The organism is Enterovibrio sp. QJM3NY_24 (assembly GCF_057786035.1).
In genome coordinates, this window is sequence record NZ_CM173519.1 from 1,588,155 (window position 1) to 1,604,807 (window position 16,653).

Here is a 16,653-nt window from a genome sequence, read left to right on the forward strand (position 1 = left end):
ATATTGAATATTAAGCGGCTGATTAGCCGCTTTTTTTATACCTGATTGTTGGCTGGGTTCAGCGATGTTAAGCGTGGGTGTGTTGGGCGACTGATTTTTAGACTGCTAGGTTCTATTGCTTGGCATGCTGAGTGCCATGCGGATAATTTTTCAACAGGCAATGGTTTGGATTTAATGTAGCCTTGGATATACTCACAGCCTTGCGCGTTGAGCCAAGTCAACTGTTCGTCAGTTTCAACGCCTTCGGCAACGACCTCTAGTCCCAATACTCGCGACAACTGGATAATAGCGGCACATAAGGTGGATGATTTATCTTCTTCTCCGTGGATGCTGGTAATAAAGTGCCTGTCTATCTTCAGTACATCAAATGCATATTGTTGTAGCACCGCGAGAGACGAGTACCCAGTGCCGAAGTCGTCAAGATAAAGGCGTATTCCGATATGTTTTAGCTCAGATAGCGACGCAGCAGTGGTTTTTCCATCTTCCATCAATATGGATTCGGTAATCTCAATGCCCAGCTTTTGATGGGGTATCGCATGTGTTTCCAGCAATGTCTTAACGAAGCCAATAAATGTAGGGTCATTGAGTTGTTTTGGCGATACGTTCACCGTGATCCCTGGAAAGTGATCATTTTCGGCGATTTTTTTCCATTGGGCCAACAAGCCACAAACGTTGTTCAGTACCCAGCGACCAAGCGCATGAATTTGGTTAGTGTCTTCGGCAATTGAGATGAAATCCATCGGAGAGATATTGCCAAGCGTTGGGTGGTTCCATCGAAGTAGTGCCTCAAAATGGGCGACATTATCCCCTCTACATATTGGCTGGAAGACGAGAGAAAACTGTTTGTTATCGATGGCATAAGAGAGTTCTTGTTCAATATTGAAACGAGTTTGAATGCGCTTGAGCATCTTTTCGTTATAAAAGGTGATAGCTTCACCACTTGCTTTCGCGTGATACATCGCGATATCCGCTTGTTGAATAATGTCCAACAAGGTAAATCGATATTCGGTAATTCTTGAGATGCCGATACTTGCACCGACCTGAATGTTATGTCCGTCAATCATGTAGGGCTGATCGAGCGCGTCACGGTATGTGTTGGCGAAACGACGGGCGCTTTCTTGGTCGACGATGCCACTTAAACAAACAACAAACTCGTCCCCACCAAAACGGAAACTGCGATGCTTTTCTGGCGTTGCAAAATAAATTCTTTCTGCCACCGCCTGCAAAAGCTTATCACCGATAAGATGCCCAAGAGAGTCGTTCACCTGTTTGAACCTATCAAGGTCGATGAAAAGGATTGAAAAGCCGTCACTTTCACCAAGTTGTAGCTGCAATTGTTCCTGCTTGAGTCTCTTTTCAAGTGCGAGTCTGTTGTTGAGTGAAGTGAGGTTATCGTGATAGGCCTGAAAACGCAGTTTTTTGGTTTGCTCCTTAACCAATCGATTTGCCAGTTCAAGTCGGCTGGAATACGACCATACACAAACACTCGTCGCAAACGTTAATAGGATACCAAGTACTGTCATGATAATGCTGTATCGATACCCCATGAAGTTCTGATTGGTATGTGCGAAGGCAATCCAAAGTCCCTCTTCACTGCCGGGGATTTTAACCAAATGACGCACGGTTTCGGTATGAAGATCCGGAGATGATGTTGACTCATCGCCGGATGAAAAGAGAAGCGAAGATGTGTCACCTTTAGCGCTAAATTGAGGCATCACCGAAATATGTAGATTATCCAGTGTCTTATAGTCAGGCCAGATGGCGGCAAAGAATGAATCAAAGTAGATGGAAGTAACAAGGTAGCCACGTAGTTTCTCGTTGTTCATTACCGCGGAAAAAAGACGAACACCGCTTCCCGTGTCCTGAACAAAAAAACTGGCTTCAGGTCGTCGCTGAAAGAAAGCTCTTTCCATCGCATAAGCAAATTGACACGTAGATTCTGCTCGCCAACCTATGTAGTTTTCTGCCTGATTTTGCGGTGAAACATACAACACTGGGAAGGTGAAATCGTTCAGAGACCATGAACAATTGTCGGTGGTTTGGGGGAACAGTTTGTACCCGACGTAACTTTGGCCTTCTGTGTTTATCACTTGGTCTTCAAATTGGGAGCTGGAAACCTTGGCCACCTTCGGAAGCCAGAAAACCGAATGAATGCCAGACCCTTCTCGGGTGCTGCTGGCAAGGAATTGCTGGAATTTTTCTTTATCTAGACTTTCACTGCTCTGGAAGTACAACTGTGCGGTTAACTGCAGTTCATTAAAGGAGAAAAACGCTTTCTCGAGTACTTTGAGCTTTTGCTCTATCAATGTATTGAACGTACTTTGACGTTTTTCGGCTTCAAGATAGTTGACTGAAATGCCACTGCATATGGCGATAACGGTGCCGATAGCGCAGATGATCCAGTGAAGCTTTTTAGAGAATATATTTTTCATCGAACATGAACCAAGTGGTGCTGATACTCTCAATTATAAGAATCACTGTGACAGTTTCGTTCAGATATGATTTCAGTTACGTGACAGCGTTTTCCACTTTTCTATTTTTCTATTTTTTATTTATATAAATCAGTGCATTGTAAATAATTCTGGAGGGGGCGATGTATCACGCTTTGGACGTTGTAGTGAGAAGTTGCGATGAAGCGCAATGCCCGAGAATCCTTAGATATTAATAGAAGGGGATATGTTGATTGGCACGATAGAAGGTTAAAGCGCAAATGAGATTTAGTGAGAACACAAAATGTCTTCGGGTATCAAGCTATACACCAAGCCTTCTTTAGGCGACCCGTCATACATGTAACGATTTCTTGCTTTGCATTCGTAAGTCGCACCAAGCTTTTCTGCAATACGGATACTGGCTTGGTTAGCAGGGTCCATCACGAGTTCGAGTCGGGTTAACAACAAATGGCTAAAGGCGAGGGTTGCAGCAATTTCAGAGGCTTCATGTGCATAGCCTCGGACCTTGAGAAGCGGTTGCTATCCAATATCCTAAATTTGCCATGTTCGCGACGCTGTCTATGCTCGAGATGTAAATGCAACCAACGAAAGTGCCTGTCTCTATTTCAAATGCAGCCAGTTCGAAGCTGCTGCCCGTGAGCCAACCTTGACGGCTTCGGTTTATCCAAGCTTCAGCATCTAAATCATCAAACCCTTCATAGCACCAATCAAGCCAAGGCCCCACGGTATCTGAAGATTGGCTAATCGCATCGCGCAAAGCAATGACATCGATTCGATTTAGCGCACGCAGAAGAAGGCGCTCTGTTTGAAATTCCAAGTTAGCTTGCATGGTGTATATCGCAGTCATCTATGGTCAATGGAGAGTCCAAGTTAAAGCAGAGATAGATCAGTATAGATTGGTGCTTTAAAACAACGCCCTCATGAGAGGGCGTTGTTAACGGTGTTTATTCGGCGCGAGTAACTTGAATAATTAGCCCCATAAGTGGGTGATCAAGGTAGTGGATTTCACCACTGCGCATTCTGCGCTTTTGTTCGAAGGAATAGGGCTTGAGATATTTTTCAATTGCATAAGTACGCTCAAGCTTCTGGAAGCCAGCGAATTGGCTGGCATCACCCGTTTCGGTGATTTGAGTGCCATCAGTCATGATGCCGTCCAACTCAGTTTCTGGCTGGTTTGCTAGCGGTGCAGCCACTTCGCTGACATCTTGCAGGACTTTTCGCTCACCAGGCTCGCGAAGCACGAGGTCGGTTTCAATGAACAGATAATGCTGAACGTAAACACGAATAAAACCGTCTAGCTCATACATCGAGCCGCTTTGTTTTTCTTCGCCCGCGTAGCCAGTAGTGGTGTTTAGCGGCGCATCTTTGGCTGTGCCATCAGTGTAGTATTCCTTGCCATAGTTTTTGCCTGCGGTGAAACGCAACTTTGGCATGGCATTCTTGCTGCCGTCATTCTGACGCCAAGCGGTATGCAAGAGAGGTTTGAAACCAGCATGATTGGCTAATCTGTTGTATTCCGCATTCAATTGCCAATCACTCTTTGGCAGCAATTGGATCCCTCTTGCCGATAGTGTGGCCGAGTCGAACACAGAAACCGCATTAGAGAAATTGATGTTAGGTTGCGAATCCGGCCAGTTTTCCTGAACGTTATCAGGGCTCTGGTTGCGTTTAAATACAATCACTTCAACGTCAAACCAACGTTCTGCGATTGATGGCCAGCTAATGGTGCACAGCAGCAGGAAAATTAGCTTTTTCAAAGCATTACTCCGTTAATAGCATCTCGTCGCCTGTTCTCAGGCGACCAATAGGTTGTCAGCAAATTGAATCAGTAGTGTTTCGACAAACTCGACCCGTGCTCTGCGATCAGTCAATGATTCGACAATTTTGAGCTTGGTAGGTCCGTCGAAGCGATATCGAGTTGGGTGCGATTGTAACAGACCCACTAGGAAGCCGGGATCAATTTGGGCGTTTTGGTTAAACTCGATCACACCGCCTTTGTCGTGGGCATCTATCTTACGTACACCCAGTTTCGCTGCATCTAGTTTGATTTGCTGCACCTTTAATAGGTTCGATGCGGCATCCGGTAGAAGACCAAAACGGTCGATCAGTTCAACGCGCAATTCTTCAACGTCATCCTGAGAGCGTGTTCCTGCAATTCGCTTGTAAAGCGACAGTCGGGTATTGATATCAGGAATATAGCTGTCGGGTAGTAACGCAGGTAGGCGTAATTCAACATCGGTTTGTTGGTTCAGTAAATCTTCTAAAGACGGTTCTTTGCCATCTTTGAGTGCTTCTACCGCTTGCTCCAGCATCTCCATGTATAGCGTGAAACCTACCGAGTGAATTTGTCCGCTTTGTTCTTCACCCAGTAATTCACCAGCCCCACGAATTTCTAAATCATGGGTTGCCAAGGTGAAACCTGCGCCCAAATCTTCCAACGATGAAATGGCTTCTAGACGCTTAACAGCATCTTTCGTCATGCGTTTTGGATGCGGGGTGAGCAGGTAAGCATAGGCCTGATGGTGTGAACGACCGACACGCCCGCGCAATTGGTGCAACTGCGCGAGGCCTAAACGGTCTGCGCGATCCATCAAAATGGTGTTCGCTGTCGGGACGTCAATACCCGTTTCGATGATGGTGGTACACACCAATACATTGAAACGCTGGTGGTAGAAATCCGACATGATGCGCTCGAGTTCGCGTTCACGCATTTGGCCATGTGCCACGGTAATGCGTGCTTCTGGTACGAGTTCTGCAAGTTCGTCGGCGGTTTTTTCAATACTGTCGACATCATTGTGAAGGAAATAAACTTGGCCACCACGCATGATTTCGCGAAGCAGCGATTCTCTGATCGTGGCGTTGTCCCGCTCACGAACAAAGGTTTTGATCGCCAGTCGGCGTGACGGTGGTGTGGCGATGATCGACAAATCACGCATGCCGCTCATGGCCATGTTTAAGGTGCGAGGGATTGGCGTGGCGGTGAGCGTTAAGATATCGACATCTGCGCGCATCGCTTTCACTTTTTCTTTTTGACGCACACCGAATCGATGTTCTTCATCGACAATCAGTAAACCCAGATCGTTATATTTCACATCACTTTGTAGGAGCTTGTGTGTGCCGATCAGGATGTCGACTTTGCCTTCTGCACAATCTGCCATGATCGCTTTTTGCTCTTTCGCGGATTTAAAGCGCGAAAGCACTTCGACACGAACGGGCTGGTTAGCGAAGCGGTCACGGAAGTTTTCAAAATGCTGCTGAGCGAGCAGGGTAGTCGGCACGAGAATAGCGACTTGTTTGGCGTTATTCACGGCGAGAAAAGTTGCACGCATTGCGACTTCGGTTTTACCAAAGCCGACATCACCACACACTAAGCGATCCATGGCAAGAGGTTGGCACATGTCTGATAAAACAGCATTTATCGCTTGGGTTTGATCGGGCGTTTCTTCAAATGGGAAGCCGGTACAGAAATCTAAATAGGCTTCACGATCATGTTTAAAGGCAAAACCGACTTTGGTCGCGCGCTTGGCATAAACATCGAGAAGCTCTGCGGCGACATCTCTGACTTTCTCTGCTGCTTTTTTCCGTGCTTTTTCCCATACTTCGCCACCAAGGCGATGCAGTGGGGCGGTTTCTTCTGCGCCACCACTGTAGCGGCTGATCAGGTGCAATGAAGCGACAGGCACGTAAAGTTTCGCGCTTTGCTGGTATTCCAACGTGACGTATTCGGTTTCAATGCCGCCCGCTTCGAGTGTTTGTAAGCCTAAGTAGCGCCCAACACCGTGTTCAAGGTGAACAACTGGCTGTCCGATCTGCAATTCTGCTAGATTTCGGATCATGGTGTCATTGTTGGTAGTGGTTTTTTTGTCGCCACGGCGACGCTGTTGAATGACGCGTTCACCCAGCAGGTTACTTTCACAAATCAGCGCAAAATCAGGACTTTCAGCGACAAAGCCTATTTCGGCAGGGCCGACAATCATGGCGTAAGACGTTGGCGCATTGAGCGCTTCGTCTAATGTTGTACAAACCAGTGGGCGAACTTTGATCCGCGCGAGCAGATCCAGCATGGCTTCACGGCGTCCCTCCGTTTCCACTGAGAACACAATCTTGCCTTTGAAATCTTCTGTGAACTTACGCAGTGTACCCAATGGCTCTTTGAGTTGCTGATTGACGGTCAGTTCTGGCAGCAGTTTTACCGGGGCATTAAACCGACCAGCTTTTTGCTCTGTTGTACCCATGTCGAGTTTGATACGGGGGTAGGCTTTAAACGCACCAAACAATTCTTCAACGTTTTGCCAAATATCGATCGGCGGAAGCAAAGGGCGAAGCGGATCAACGCGACGTTGATCGAAACGATACTCGGCGTCGGTCAGGAATTGTTTTGTTGCAGCTTCTAGGTCACCTTTGGTGAGCAGTAGCGTATCGTCAGGCAGATAATCAAACAGCGTTTCTGTTTGTTCAAAAAACAAAGGTTGCCAGTATTCGATACCTGCGGGCCATGTTTTCTTGCTGACTTGTTGATAGATAGATTCGGGTTCGCGTCGCGCTTCAAAACGCTCTCGCCAACGCACACGGAATTGCTCAACGGCGTCGTCATCGGTTGGGAATTCGTGAGCGGGAAGTAAGTTAATGTGCTCAAGCTCTTGCGTCGAACGCTGATTCTCAGGATCGAACTCTCGAATGGTGTCGATTTCATCATCAAAGAAATCGATACGATACGGTTGGTTTGAGCCCATCGGGAACAGGTCAAGTATCGAACCGCGGCTTGCATATTCGCCGTGCTGGATTACTTGGTCAACGTGGCGATAGCCAGAAAGCTCGAGCTTATAGCGCAATTTCTCAAGAGAAAGTACATCGCCTTTTTTCACCATGAGCGCATGTTGAACCAAGAAAGAGCGTGGCATAACGCGTTGCAGCAAAGTGGAAACGGGAATAATCAATATGCCAGCGGTTTGCTGGGACAATTGATAAAGGCGTGCGATACGATCTGAAATAATGTCTTGATGCGGCGAGAAATTGTCATAAGGCAGCGTTTCCCAATCGGGGAACACATGGCACGCTTGCCCGGTGAATTGTTGGATTTCGGGCTGTAATCTAAGGGCCGTTTGGTTATCTGGTACAACGAGCAGCATGAACCTATGCTGCTGGTCAGCCAGATTGGCAATGGTTAAAGGCAGTGAAGCGCCAAGAAGATTGGCAATAACACGTGTGTCACCTGCTTTGGTTGGTGCAGGCAAATCAAATAAAGCGTTGTCTGTCATGAGTCGGGGCTTAATTATCTCGTTCTAATGCGCGCTGTCGGAGGAGTTTCTGCTGTTGATGCAATGCAGCACGTATCAGCACATCTCTGTCTTCTTCTTGAAGGCGAATGTATTTCATGCCCACGGCGTATTTACCATTTTTCTCTTTGCAGCCATAAACGCTACCGTAACAGTAAATTGCTGAGGGTGGGTTCTCAAGAAAGAGCTTAAGGCGAATATGTTGGCCTTTTTGAAAAGCTTTCTTTGCAATGAAAGTCAGGCTGCTCGCACCGAAGGTTTCGGTTTGATAGCGCAGTTTTGGATTATCTTGCTGAGCCAGCATAAAACCGAGGAGCAAATTAATTTTTTCATTCTGAGCAATAAGATATTTACTCAGTGCATGGCCATCATCATGGCGTAGCGCGTGAATTTCCTTTTCGACGCTACTGTCAATGTCGCCACATTGGCTGGCGATACGAAACGCAACGGGGATTTCACGACCAAACTCTACCTCTGAAGGCACCTGCTCGCCGTCACCTAATTCTTCAACATTGATTTTTAGGTGCGCATGCACGGAAAAGTATTGCTCTTGACTCATGATGTATCCTAATGCTTTGTAATCTGTTGATTATACCCAAACTGACCCATTATGCATGTTTCTACGCGAATAACGCCGTTTCCAGTTTTGAGGGAAGAAATCGGGTATATGCCGCTTTCGTTTTGTTTCGCAAGAGCGGATGGGGTCAAAGGTTTAAGAAGAATGGAACGATTTGCCCGAAAAAGCGCCTAACCGCTGATTGTGAGTCGGCGTTTCGTGGCAATCCGCTGACCTAAAAGGTATTCTTGCAACTCATTACACTCGAAATTTAACGGTCTGCTGCGGTGTTTATACTTGGGTGTCTACCAAGCAGACTGAATCACTCGTTGAGAATTCAATTTATGTTTCACCCGTTATCGGTGTTTATTGGTCTGCGTTATCTGCGCGGGCGATCAGGTGATAAGTTTGGGCGGTTTGTGTCGTACATGTCGACCGCAGGTATCACAATTGGTGTGATGGCGTTGATCACTGTGTTATCCGTGATGAATGGCTTCGAAGGGCAACTGAAACACCGTATTTTGGGGGTCATTCCTCAAGCGGTTATTTCTGGTGACTCAGAATTAGCGCCGGATGTTAATACGATCGCTAAGTGGGAGAGTGTGGTTGATACTGCGCCCATCGTGAGCACGGATGCGGTGGTGCAAAGCCCTGTATCTATCGGAGCAGGACGCTTGTTGGGTGTTGACCCTGGTAGTCCTGAACCTATTCGAGAGTTTATGGTTCGAGGCTCATTTGATCAGTTGCTTCCGGGCAGTTATAACCTTGTGCTGGGGCGAAAAACCGCGCGCTCGCTTGACGTTTCAGTCGGCGATAAGGTCCGTGTGATGATCACAAGTGCAAGCCAGTTTACGCCTGTGGGGCGTATCCCTTCTCAGCGAAATTTTACTGTCACTGGTATCTATGACACTGCAACGGATGTTGACGGTCAACTTATGTTTGCCAACTTGAATGATGTGGCGAGATTGATGCGCCTACCTCGCTCACAACCCGCCGATCTTCGTCTTTTCATCACAGACCCATTCGACGTGCCGACTCTTAAGCAAGTGGCAGAAACCATGGGTTATGAATGGTCAGATTGGCGAGAACTGCGCGGCGAGTTATTCCAAGCGGTGAAGATGGAAAAAAACATGATGGGCTTAATGCTAAGCCTGATCATCTTGGTGGCGGCATTTAACATCATTTCTGCGTTGATCATGGTGGTGATGGAAAAGCAATCTGAGGTCGCCATATTGAAAACACAGGGTATGACCCAGAAAAACATCGTGGCGCTTTTCGTGGTACAGGGGGCGAGCAGTGGTGTGATTGGCGCCATGCTTGGTGGTCTGTCCGGCACGCTGTTGGCCATCAACATCAATGAAATTATGCACCTTTTTAATGTTAGCTTGCTAGGTAACGGCATAGCACTGCCTGTTGTTGTGAAACCTGAACAGATTCTATCTGTTGTCTTGGGCGCGATTGTGCTCAGTCTTCTTGCTACTTTGTTCCCGTCATTTAAGGCGGCTTCTGTTCGTCCAGCTGAGGCGCTTCGCTATGAGTAATGCATTGTTAACCTGTTCAAACGTCGTTAAAACCTATCAAGAAGGCGAGTTGAATACTCAGGTGTTGAAAGGTGTGTCTTTCTCGATTGATAAAGGCGAACTGGTAGCGATTGTGGGTGCGTCTGGCTCAGGTAAGAGCACCTTGCTCCACATATTGGGTGCACTGGATACCTTGACTGAAGGTACGGTGCATTTTGATGGGAAAGATTTGATCAAAATGCGCGCCTCTGAGCAGGCCACGCTGCGCAACCGTAATATCGGTTTTATTTACCAGTTCCATCATCTTTTGGCGGATTTTACCGCGTTGGAAAACGTGGCGATGCCGTTGATGATTGGCGGAGAAAAACCGGTGGAAGCAAAGCGCCGTGCATTGGAGATTCTGGAAGCGGTGAGTATGGCGCATCGCGCAGAGCACAGACCTTCCGAACTGTCTGGCGGTGAGCGCCAGCGTGTTGCGATTGCGCGCGCCGTGGTTAATCGTCCTGCGTTGGTGTTGGCTGATGAGCCGACCGGCAATCTCGATCATAAAACGGCGTTAGATATTTATGATTTGATGCGTCAGCTAAATCGTGAATTTAATACGGCATTCTTGGTGGTCACGCACGATAAGGAACTGGCGAGCAAGATGGACCGGCAGTTATCGATGTTGGATGGTCAGTTTGTTGAGCAGCAACAGCCAGAGGCCGTCGCACCATGATTGAACCCTTAGCGCTGTTTATTGGGCGTCGATTCAGTAAAGCGAAGCGCCGCAACAAGCTGGTGTCATTTATCTCTGTGTCTTCCATGATTGGTATCTCGGTGGGCGTGATGGTGATCATTGTTGGACTGTCAGCCATGAATGGTTTTGAGCGCGAGCTGAATAATCGTGTGTTAGCCGTGATCCCACATGCGCAACTTGAGGGCGTGAATACACCCGTCAATGCATGGAAAGAAATGCAAGAAACCGCCGTTGCGAATCCACGAGTGGTGGCGGGAGCGCCTTATGTCACCTTGACTGCGCTGTTGGAAAAAGGCGTAAACCTTAAGCCCGTTCAGCTCCGTGGAATCGATCCGTCACAAGAAGCCAGCGTCAGCAGTATTAGCGACTATGTACTGGGGGATGGTTGGGCGTCACTCACGGCAGGAAATAATTCAGTTGTGCTGGGTAAAGGCATTGCTGATGCGTTGAAGGTTAAAAAAGGCGACTGGCTCACCGCGCTGGTGCCTTCTCCTGACCCTGAGCTTAAGCTGCGAGCGCCAAAACGCATTCGCCTCCAAGTATCGGGGATTCTGAGCTTGGGAGGACAGGTCGATCACGGGCTGGCCTTAATTCCAATTCAAGATGCACAGCAATACCTTGGCATGGGTGAAGCGGTATCTGGCGTGGCGTTGAAACTGAGCGATCCTCTGGATGCCAGAAGCATTGTGCGTGAGGTGGGCCAAACGCTGAAAGAGTATGTGTACCTTAAAAACTGGACGCAGGAATACGGCTTCCTTTATCGCGATATCCAAATGGTGCGAGCCATTATGTATCTGGTCATGGTGCTCGTGATCGGCGTCGCCTGTTTTAACATTGTTTCGACGCTCATGATGGCGGTGAAAGACCGCGCAGCAGACGTGGCTGTGTTGCGTACCATGGGCGCAAAAGATGGATTGATTCGCTCCATTTTCGTCTGGCATGGCTTGCTGTCTGGTTTGTTTGGTAGCTTGATTGGCTCGGTGGCAGGGTGCTTGATTGCGCTTAATCTCACCACTATCGTGGGCGGCATTGAACGCTTAACGGGGCAAGACTTTCTCTCAGGCGACATCTACTTTGTGGACTTCTTGCCGACTGAACTGCATTACAGCGATGTGTTGATGGTGTCTGTGACAGCGGTGGTGTTGAGTCTTTTGGCGACGTGGTATCCGGCTCAACGTGCCTGTAAACTACAACCGGCATCGGTATTGAGTGCGAGATAGTGTTTAGTGAATAGATTATGCACCAAGTCTTTTGATTACTTCGATGATATCCCATTGATATATCATCAAGTTACAGAGAATAGATATAACAGCGTCTAATCTGTCGCAGCCGATGAATAATTAAAAAAATACCCCGCCATTGCGGGGTATTTTTGTATCTGCTGCTGAGTGCTCATTGACTGTGAGGTTACTCAGGTATGTCTCGGCTCTTTCTCTTTAGTGATTTAATTTTTGGTAATCGCAAGCGGCGTTTTTGCCAGCTTCTTACGACTGAATAACGCCAAAGCCCTTGAACACCAAAGTAACCAACGATGGCAAAGAAAATCCCACAGACTAAACAACCGAGCAGGAATGGAGGGCCAATCTGATTCATTTGACTAAACAGGAAATCCCACGTCAGTTCAAAATGAAAATGAATATTGGGTGTTCCCAGCAACCATGCTCCCACCTTGTACGAGCCATAAAAAATCACAGGCATGGTGATGGGGTTGGTGATCCAAACCAACGCAATCGACAGGGGCAAGTTAACCCCAAACATGATGGCAAGACCTGCCGCCATGATCATTTGGCTGGGAAGGGGAATAAAAGCCATAAAAAGGCCAACGGCGAATGCACCGGATGCCGAGCGTCGATTCAAGCACCAAAGGTTCGGGTCATAAAGCAGATTGCCAAAGACCGCGAGCGCTTTTTGTTTGCGAATCACGTCGTGTCTGGGAAGAAACTTTTTAAATATTTTTCTTGGCATAGGTATTCTTTTCACACGGAATCGATACCAGCATGAAAGTATTGCTCGGTATCGTGGTGGCTATAGTCACGCTCAAATGGTGGCCAGACATTCCAGAAATCAGCACCTTGGCGGTGGCTTCTTTCTTTTTACTTGTCATTCTGCTCGCCCTAAGAAAGCACGTTTCCGTGTTTTTCATTGGTCTCACCCTTGGCTGTCTAGTGGCATCCAGCTCTGCGGCACTGTTTAAATACAAAACCATTTCCGCTCTGACAGTGGCTCAGAATACTACCATAGCAGGAAAAGTTGGCAGCCTTTTTACCGCTGAAAAATTGCAAACAAGTGTAATCTTTGATGTGGACACAGTGAATGGACGCAAACTGACCACTTTTGAGACGTTTCGGGTGCGACTTTACTGGCGAAGTGAAGAACCTGTAAAGCAAGGACAGCGCTGGGAAATCACGGCAAGATTGCGAGAGCCGTATGGACGCTTGAACGAAGCAGGCTTTGATGCAGAGACCTATTTTTTGTCTCGACACATTCATTCCAAAGGCACCGTGCTCACCGCACAGATCATAGACGATACTTCCTCATATCGGCAGCAGCTATTTGAAAAAATACAAATTGAGTTAGGGAATTTACCGTCGTCGCGATATTTGGTGGCACTTGCATTTGGTGAGCGCTCGTTGCTTCAACGCGTTGATTGGACACAACTCAGAGATACAGGGCTTGCGCACCTGTTGGCTATTTCTGGCCTCCATATTGGACTGGCGTACTTTTTTGGTGACAGGGTCACTAAGCTGTTATTGCCGATAGTCCGTCGTCGTGACAATGCGCTGTGGTTAGCCGCATTGGTGGGGCTATTGTGTGCATTCGGATATGCATGGGTGGCCGGTTTTACTATGACGGCACAGCGCGCATTGATTGCGCTAGTGACCTTTTCACTGGTTCGTCAGACCGGGTTCAGCGTCAGTCCTTTTAACACCTTCTTGATTGTGCTGACGGTGGTATTAGTTTCCGATCCGCTATCGATTTTTTCTGCCAGCTTTTGGCTTTCTTTTGGCGCAGTGTTTGTGCTTTGTATCATGTCTCTGACTGGCGAGAGACGTGAAGATACAGATATGACAGGTGAGGACCTCGATGGAAGCAAAGGCGGGGGGTTAGCAACATCGTGTGCGTTGATTAAACGCTATTTTCTTTTGCTGTGGCGCATGCAGGTTTTTCTCACGCTAGGCATGTTGCCGTTTATGTGGGCATGGTTTGGTGGCATAAGCATGACTGCCATTGTTTACAACCTGATCGCAGTGCCTCTCGTTAGCTTGGTCACTGTTCCTCTTATTTTGATAGCGCTGATACTTTCGCCGTTTATGCCTGCCACTTGGGTATGGACTGCGGCTGACCTTTCTTTGTCTCCTTTGTTGTTGGCTTTAGATACTGTCGCCTTGGGATGGCTGGAGATTGGGCGACTGTCAGGTATGTGGTTGATGGTTGTTATTCTCTTTGTTGCGTTAGTCACGATGTTTAACGTGAGACGGTCTTTGGTCCTATTGGGCGTTGTCGCCATGATTCTGCTGACATGGGGCAGAAGCACTAACAACAATGCTGATTGGCGCGTCGATGTACTTGATGTTGGTCATGGCTTGGCGGTATTGATTGAAAAAGACGGCGAGGCAATTCTGTATGACACAGGCGCGGCATGGACATCGAGCAGCATCGCAGAAAGTGTTGTTTATTCCGTTCTGCAATCCCGAGGAAGCGCGTTGGTGGGGCTTATTCTTAGTCACCGTGATAATGACCATGCGGGCGGTGCTGAATGGGTGATCGCTCAAATGGGCCCTCAATGGGTGAGAGCCAGTGAAAATAACGCGGCGTTTCTGCCTTGTAAACGTGGAGAGACATGGCGTTGGAAAGGGCTGGATTTCGACGTGTTGTATCCACTGATGCTTGTCGATGAGGCGAGAAATCCCGACTCCTGTGTTATTCGTGTCTCGGATGGGGAGAACGCAGTTTTGTTGACGGGAGATTTACCGGCCAAAGGTGAGGACTATTTGGTTGAGCAAAATGATGACCTGGATGCTCAAGTCCTCATCGTTCCCCACCACGGTAGCAAAACCTCTTCTTCAGCATTATTCATTGACCATGTTCGCCCAAACGCAGCTATTGCTTCGACGGGGCGATATACACCCTGGAATTTGCCAAATCCTGACGTTGTCGCCCGCTATCATCAGCGAAATATCGCGTGGTACGAAACAGGTAAGCATGGTCAGGTGAGTGTGCGTTTTTCCAGCAAGGGTTGGCGTGTTCTTAGTCATCGTCTTGATCTGGAGCCATATTGGTACCGTAAGAAGTTTGGAGCACCCAAAAGAAAAGAGTAGAATGCCCGCTACTTGCAGAAATATAAGCAAATAAAATGTCAAATTACCAAGATAAAACCACTCGGGAAACGTTCAAAGCACTGTGGCCCTATATTGCCAATTACAAACTAGGGTTGGTGGTTGCCATTATCGCGTTGGTGATCAACGCGGCAAGTGACACCTTGATGCTCTCTATGATAAAGCCGTTGCTCGATGAAGGCTTTACCTACGACAGCGTTGATGGTGATTTCCTTAAGATGATGCCTTTTTATCTTGTTGGCCTAATGCTCATACGAGGTGCATCCAGTTTCGTTTCCACCTATGGTCTTTCTTGGGTGTCCGGTAACGTCGTGATGGTGATGCGCCGTCGCATGTTTAACCATTTTATGAAGATGCCTGTGAGCTTCTTCGATAAAGAATCTTCCGGTGCATTGCTGTCGCGCATCACTTATGACTCAGAACAAGTTGCTAACGCCACCAGTGGCGCATTGGTCAGTCTTGTTCGTGAAGGTGCGTCAATCATTGGTTTGATGACCCTGATGTTCTGCTACAGCTGGGAACTTTCGGCGATCTTACTCGTCATCGCACCTGTGGTAGCGTGGGCGATTGGTTTTGTATCAAAACGCTTCCGTAAAATTTCATCCAATATGCAAGAAGCCATGGGGTCAGTGACCTCGTCAGCAGAGCAAATGCTGAAAGGCCACAAAGTGGTATTGAGCTTTGGCGGTCAGGAAGTTGAAAAAGCACGCTTTGAAGATGTCAGTAATGGTATGCGTCAGCAAACCATGAAGTTGGTGTCAGCGCAGGCCATTGCTAACCCTGTTATCCAGCTTATCGCCTCTTTTGCGCTTGTTGTGGTTCTCATGCTGGCAAACACTGAGGCTATTCGCTCAGAGCTGACTGCGGGTACATTTGCAGTGGTGTTTGGTGCGATGTTTGGTTTGATGCGCCCTTTGAAGGCACTGACCAATGTGACATCACAGTTCCAACGCGGTATGGCGGCGTGTAACAGCTTGTTTGAATTGATGGAAATGGAAACTGAGAAAGACAACGGTAGCCATGAAGTTGCACGTGTGAAAGGGGACATCCATGTCAAAGATGTGGTGTTTACTTATCCAACCAAAGATACCCCAGCATTGAACAAAGTGAGTTTTGAGCTGGAAGCCGGCAAAACTTTAGCCCTAGTTGGGCGCTCAGGTTCAGGCAAAAGTACCATCGCCAATTTGCTGACGCGTTTTTATGATATTAATGGCGGCGATATCACGATTGATAACGTGCGAATTGAGGATTACACCCTGAATAACCTTCGTGATCAGGTAGCCATTGTTTCTCAAAATGTTCACTTGTTTAACGATAGCATCGCCAATAATATCGCGTATGCCGCAGCAGGCGAATACACGCGGGAAGAAATAGAACGCGCCGCAGAGCTGGCTTACGCGAGTGATTTTATTCAAAACATGGAACAAGGTTTTGATACGGTTATTGGTGAAAACGGGGTGAGCTTATCTGGTGGTCAGCGTCAGCGCATTGCGATTGCACGTGCCTTGTTACGCGATGCACCTGTACTGATCCTCGATGAAGCGACCTCAGCACTGGATACGGAATCTGAACGCGCGATTCAGGCAGCCCTTGACGAGCTGCAAAAAGATCGCACCGTATTGGTCATTGCACACCGTTTGTCGACCATTGAAAACGCCGATGAAATTTTGGTGGTCGATGAAGGCGAAATTGTTGAACGCGGTAACCATACCGCGTTGATGGAAAAAGACGGTGCTTATGCGCAACTATACCGAATCCAGTTTGGAGATTAACGC

General features: G+C 47.7%; 12 protein-coding genes. 5 read left to right on the forward strand and 7 right to left on the reverse strand.

What is annotated here, in order from left to right; all coding sequences use genetic code 11:
* Positions 1–35 precede the first annotated feature (35 nt).
* From AC3CIC_RS07060 to AC3CIC_RS07085, 6 genes are all read right to left on the reverse strand, one after another.
* A complete protein-coding gene (locus AC3CIC_RS07060) occupies positions 36–2,432 on the reverse strand; it encodes a bifunctional diguanylate cyclase/phosphodiesterase (protein ID WP_488515735.1) in 2,397 nt (798 codons plus the stop codon).
* Positions 2,433–2,717: 285 nt separating this feature from the next.
* Positions 2,718–2,870: a GNAT family N-acetyltransferase gene (locus tag AC3CIC_RS07065; protein ID WP_488515930.1), complete on the reverse strand. Its 153-nt coding sequence runs from the start codon at positions 2,868–2,870 to the stop codon at positions 2,718–2,720.
* 64 nt (positions 2,871–2,934) lie between these two features.
* Positions 2,935–3,297 (reverse strand): GNAT family N-acetyltransferase, encoded by a 363-nt coding sequence (locus AC3CIC_RS07070; protein WP_488515736.1) that lies wholly within the window; start codon positions 3,295–3,297, stop codon positions 2,935–2,937.
* Positions 3,298–3,394: 97 nt separating this feature from the next.
* Positions 3,395–4,207 (reverse strand): peptidoglycan binding protein CsiV, encoded by an 813-nt coding sequence (locus tag AC3CIC_RS07075; protein WP_488515737.1) that lies wholly within the window; start codon positions 4,205–4,207, stop codon positions 3,395–3,397.
* Positions 4,208–4,243: 36 nt separating this feature from the next.
* Positions 4,244–7,708, reverse strand: a complete 3,465-nt coding sequence (gene mfd / locus AC3CIC_RS07080) for a transcription-repair coupling factor (protein WP_488515738.1) — start codon at positions 7,706–7,708, stop codon at positions 4,244–4,246.
* Positions 7,709–7,718: 10 nt separating this feature from the next.
* Positions 7,719–8,285, reverse strand: a complete 567-nt coding sequence (locus AC3CIC_RS07085; protein ID WP_016962368.1) for a PilZ domain-containing protein — start codon at positions 8,283–8,285, stop codon at positions 7,719–7,721.
* 341 nt (positions 8,286–8,626) lie between these two features.
* On the opposite strand from AC3CIC_RS07085, the gene lolC reads away from it, so the two are divergent.
* From lolC to lolE, 3 genes are read left to right on the forward strand one after another with little or no spacing between them, the layout of a single operon-like run.
* The gene (gene lolC / locus AC3CIC_RS07090) at positions 8,627–9,823 is read left to right on the forward strand and encodes a lipoprotein-releasing ABC transporter permease subunit LolC (protein WP_016962367.1); all 1,197 of its coding nucleotides are present in this window, start codon (positions 8,627–8,629) and stop codon (positions 9,821–9,823) included.
* Positions 9,816–10,520, forward strand: coding sequence for a lipoprotein-releasing ABC transporter ATP-binding protein LolD (lolD, locus tag AC3CIC_RS07095; RefSeq protein ID WP_016962366.1), 705 nt, complete (start codon positions 9,816–9,818; stop codon positions 10,518–10,520). Before lolC ends, lolD begins: the two co-directional genes overlap by 8 nt.
* On the forward strand, positions 10,517–11,761 hold the full coding sequence (gene lolE / locus AC3CIC_RS07100) for a lipoprotein-releasing ABC transporter permease subunit LolE (protein WP_488515739.1): 1,245 nt from the start codon (positions 10,517–10,519) through the stop codon (positions 11,759–11,761). The genes lolD and lolE overlap by 4 nt, the downstream gene beginning before the upstream one ends.
* Before the next feature lie 187 nt (positions 11,762–11,948).
* Here lolE and AC3CIC_RS07105 read toward each other — a convergent pair whose 3' ends face one another.
* Positions 11,949–12,506, reverse strand: a complete 558-nt coding sequence (locus tag AC3CIC_RS07105; protein ID WP_394212920.1) for a DUF2062 domain-containing protein — start codon at positions 12,504–12,506, stop codon at positions 11,949–11,951.
* A gap of 32 nt (positions 12,507–12,538) precedes the next feature.
* Here AC3CIC_RS07105 and AC3CIC_RS07110 point away from each other — a divergent pair, with 32 nt between their 5' ends.
* Both AC3CIC_RS07110 and msbA read left to right on the forward strand, forming a co-directional pair.
* Positions 12,539–14,860, forward strand: a complete 2,322-nt coding sequence (locus AC3CIC_RS07110) for a DNA internalization-related competence protein ComEC/Rec2 (RefSeq protein ID WP_488515740.1) — start codon at positions 12,539–12,541, stop codon at positions 14,858–14,860.
* A 35-nt stretch (positions 14,861–14,895) separates the two neighbouring features.
* On the forward strand, positions 14,896–16,650 hold the full coding sequence (gene msbA, locus AC3CIC_RS07115) for a lipid A ABC transporter ATP-binding protein/permease MsbA (protein ID WP_488515741.1): 1,755 nt from the start codon (positions 14,896–14,898) through the stop codon (positions 16,648–16,650).
* Positions 16,651–16,653: the final 3 nt, after the last annotated feature.

What these genes read in the sequence shown, in the direction of transcription:
- lolE (WP_488515739.1), top strand. Translation starts at nt 10,517, where the DNA reads ATGATTGAACCCTTAGCGCTGTTTATTGGGCGTCGATTCAGTAAAGCG.
- AC3CIC_RS07105 (WP_394212920.1), bottom strand. Translation starts at nt 12,506, where the DNA reads ATGCCAAGAAAAATATTTAAAAAGTTTCTTCCCAGACACGACGTGATT.
- mfd (WP_488515738.1), bottom strand. Translation starts at nt 7,708, where the DNA reads ATGACAGACAACGCTTTATTTGATTTGCCTGCACCAACCAAAGCAGGT.
- AC3CIC_RS07060 (WP_488515735.1), bottom strand. Translation starts at nt 2,432, where the DNA reads ATGAAAAATATATTCTCTAAAAAGCTTCACTGGATCATCTGCGCTATC.
- lolC (WP_016962367.1), top strand. Translation starts at nt 8,627, where the DNA reads ATGTTTCACCCGTTATCGGTGTTTATTGGTCTGCGTTATCTGCGCGGG.
- AC3CIC_RS07070 (WP_488515736.1), bottom strand. Translation starts at nt 3,297, where the DNA reads ATGACTGCGATATACACCATGCAAGCTAACTTGGAATTTCAAACAGAG.
- AC3CIC_RS07110 (WP_488515740.1), top strand. Translation starts at nt 12,539, where the DNA reads ATGAAAGTATTGCTCGGTATCGTGGTGGCTATAGTCACGCTCAAATGG.
- lolD (WP_016962366.1), top strand. Translation starts at nt 9,816, where the DNA reads ATGAGTAATGCATTGTTAACCTGTTCAAACGTCGTTAAAACCTATCAA.
- msbA (WP_488515741.1), top strand. Translation starts at nt 14,896, where the DNA reads ATGTCAAATTACCAAGATAAAACCACTCGGGAAACGTTCAAAGCACTG.
- AC3CIC_RS07085 (WP_016962368.1), bottom strand. Translation starts at nt 8,285, where the DNA reads ATGAGTCAAGAGCAATACTTTTCCGTGCATGCGCACCTAAAAATCAAT.
- AC3CIC_RS07065 (WP_488515930.1), bottom strand. Translation starts at nt 2,870, where the DNA reads ATGGACCCTGCTAACCAAGCCAGTATCCGTATTGCAGAAAAGCTTGGT.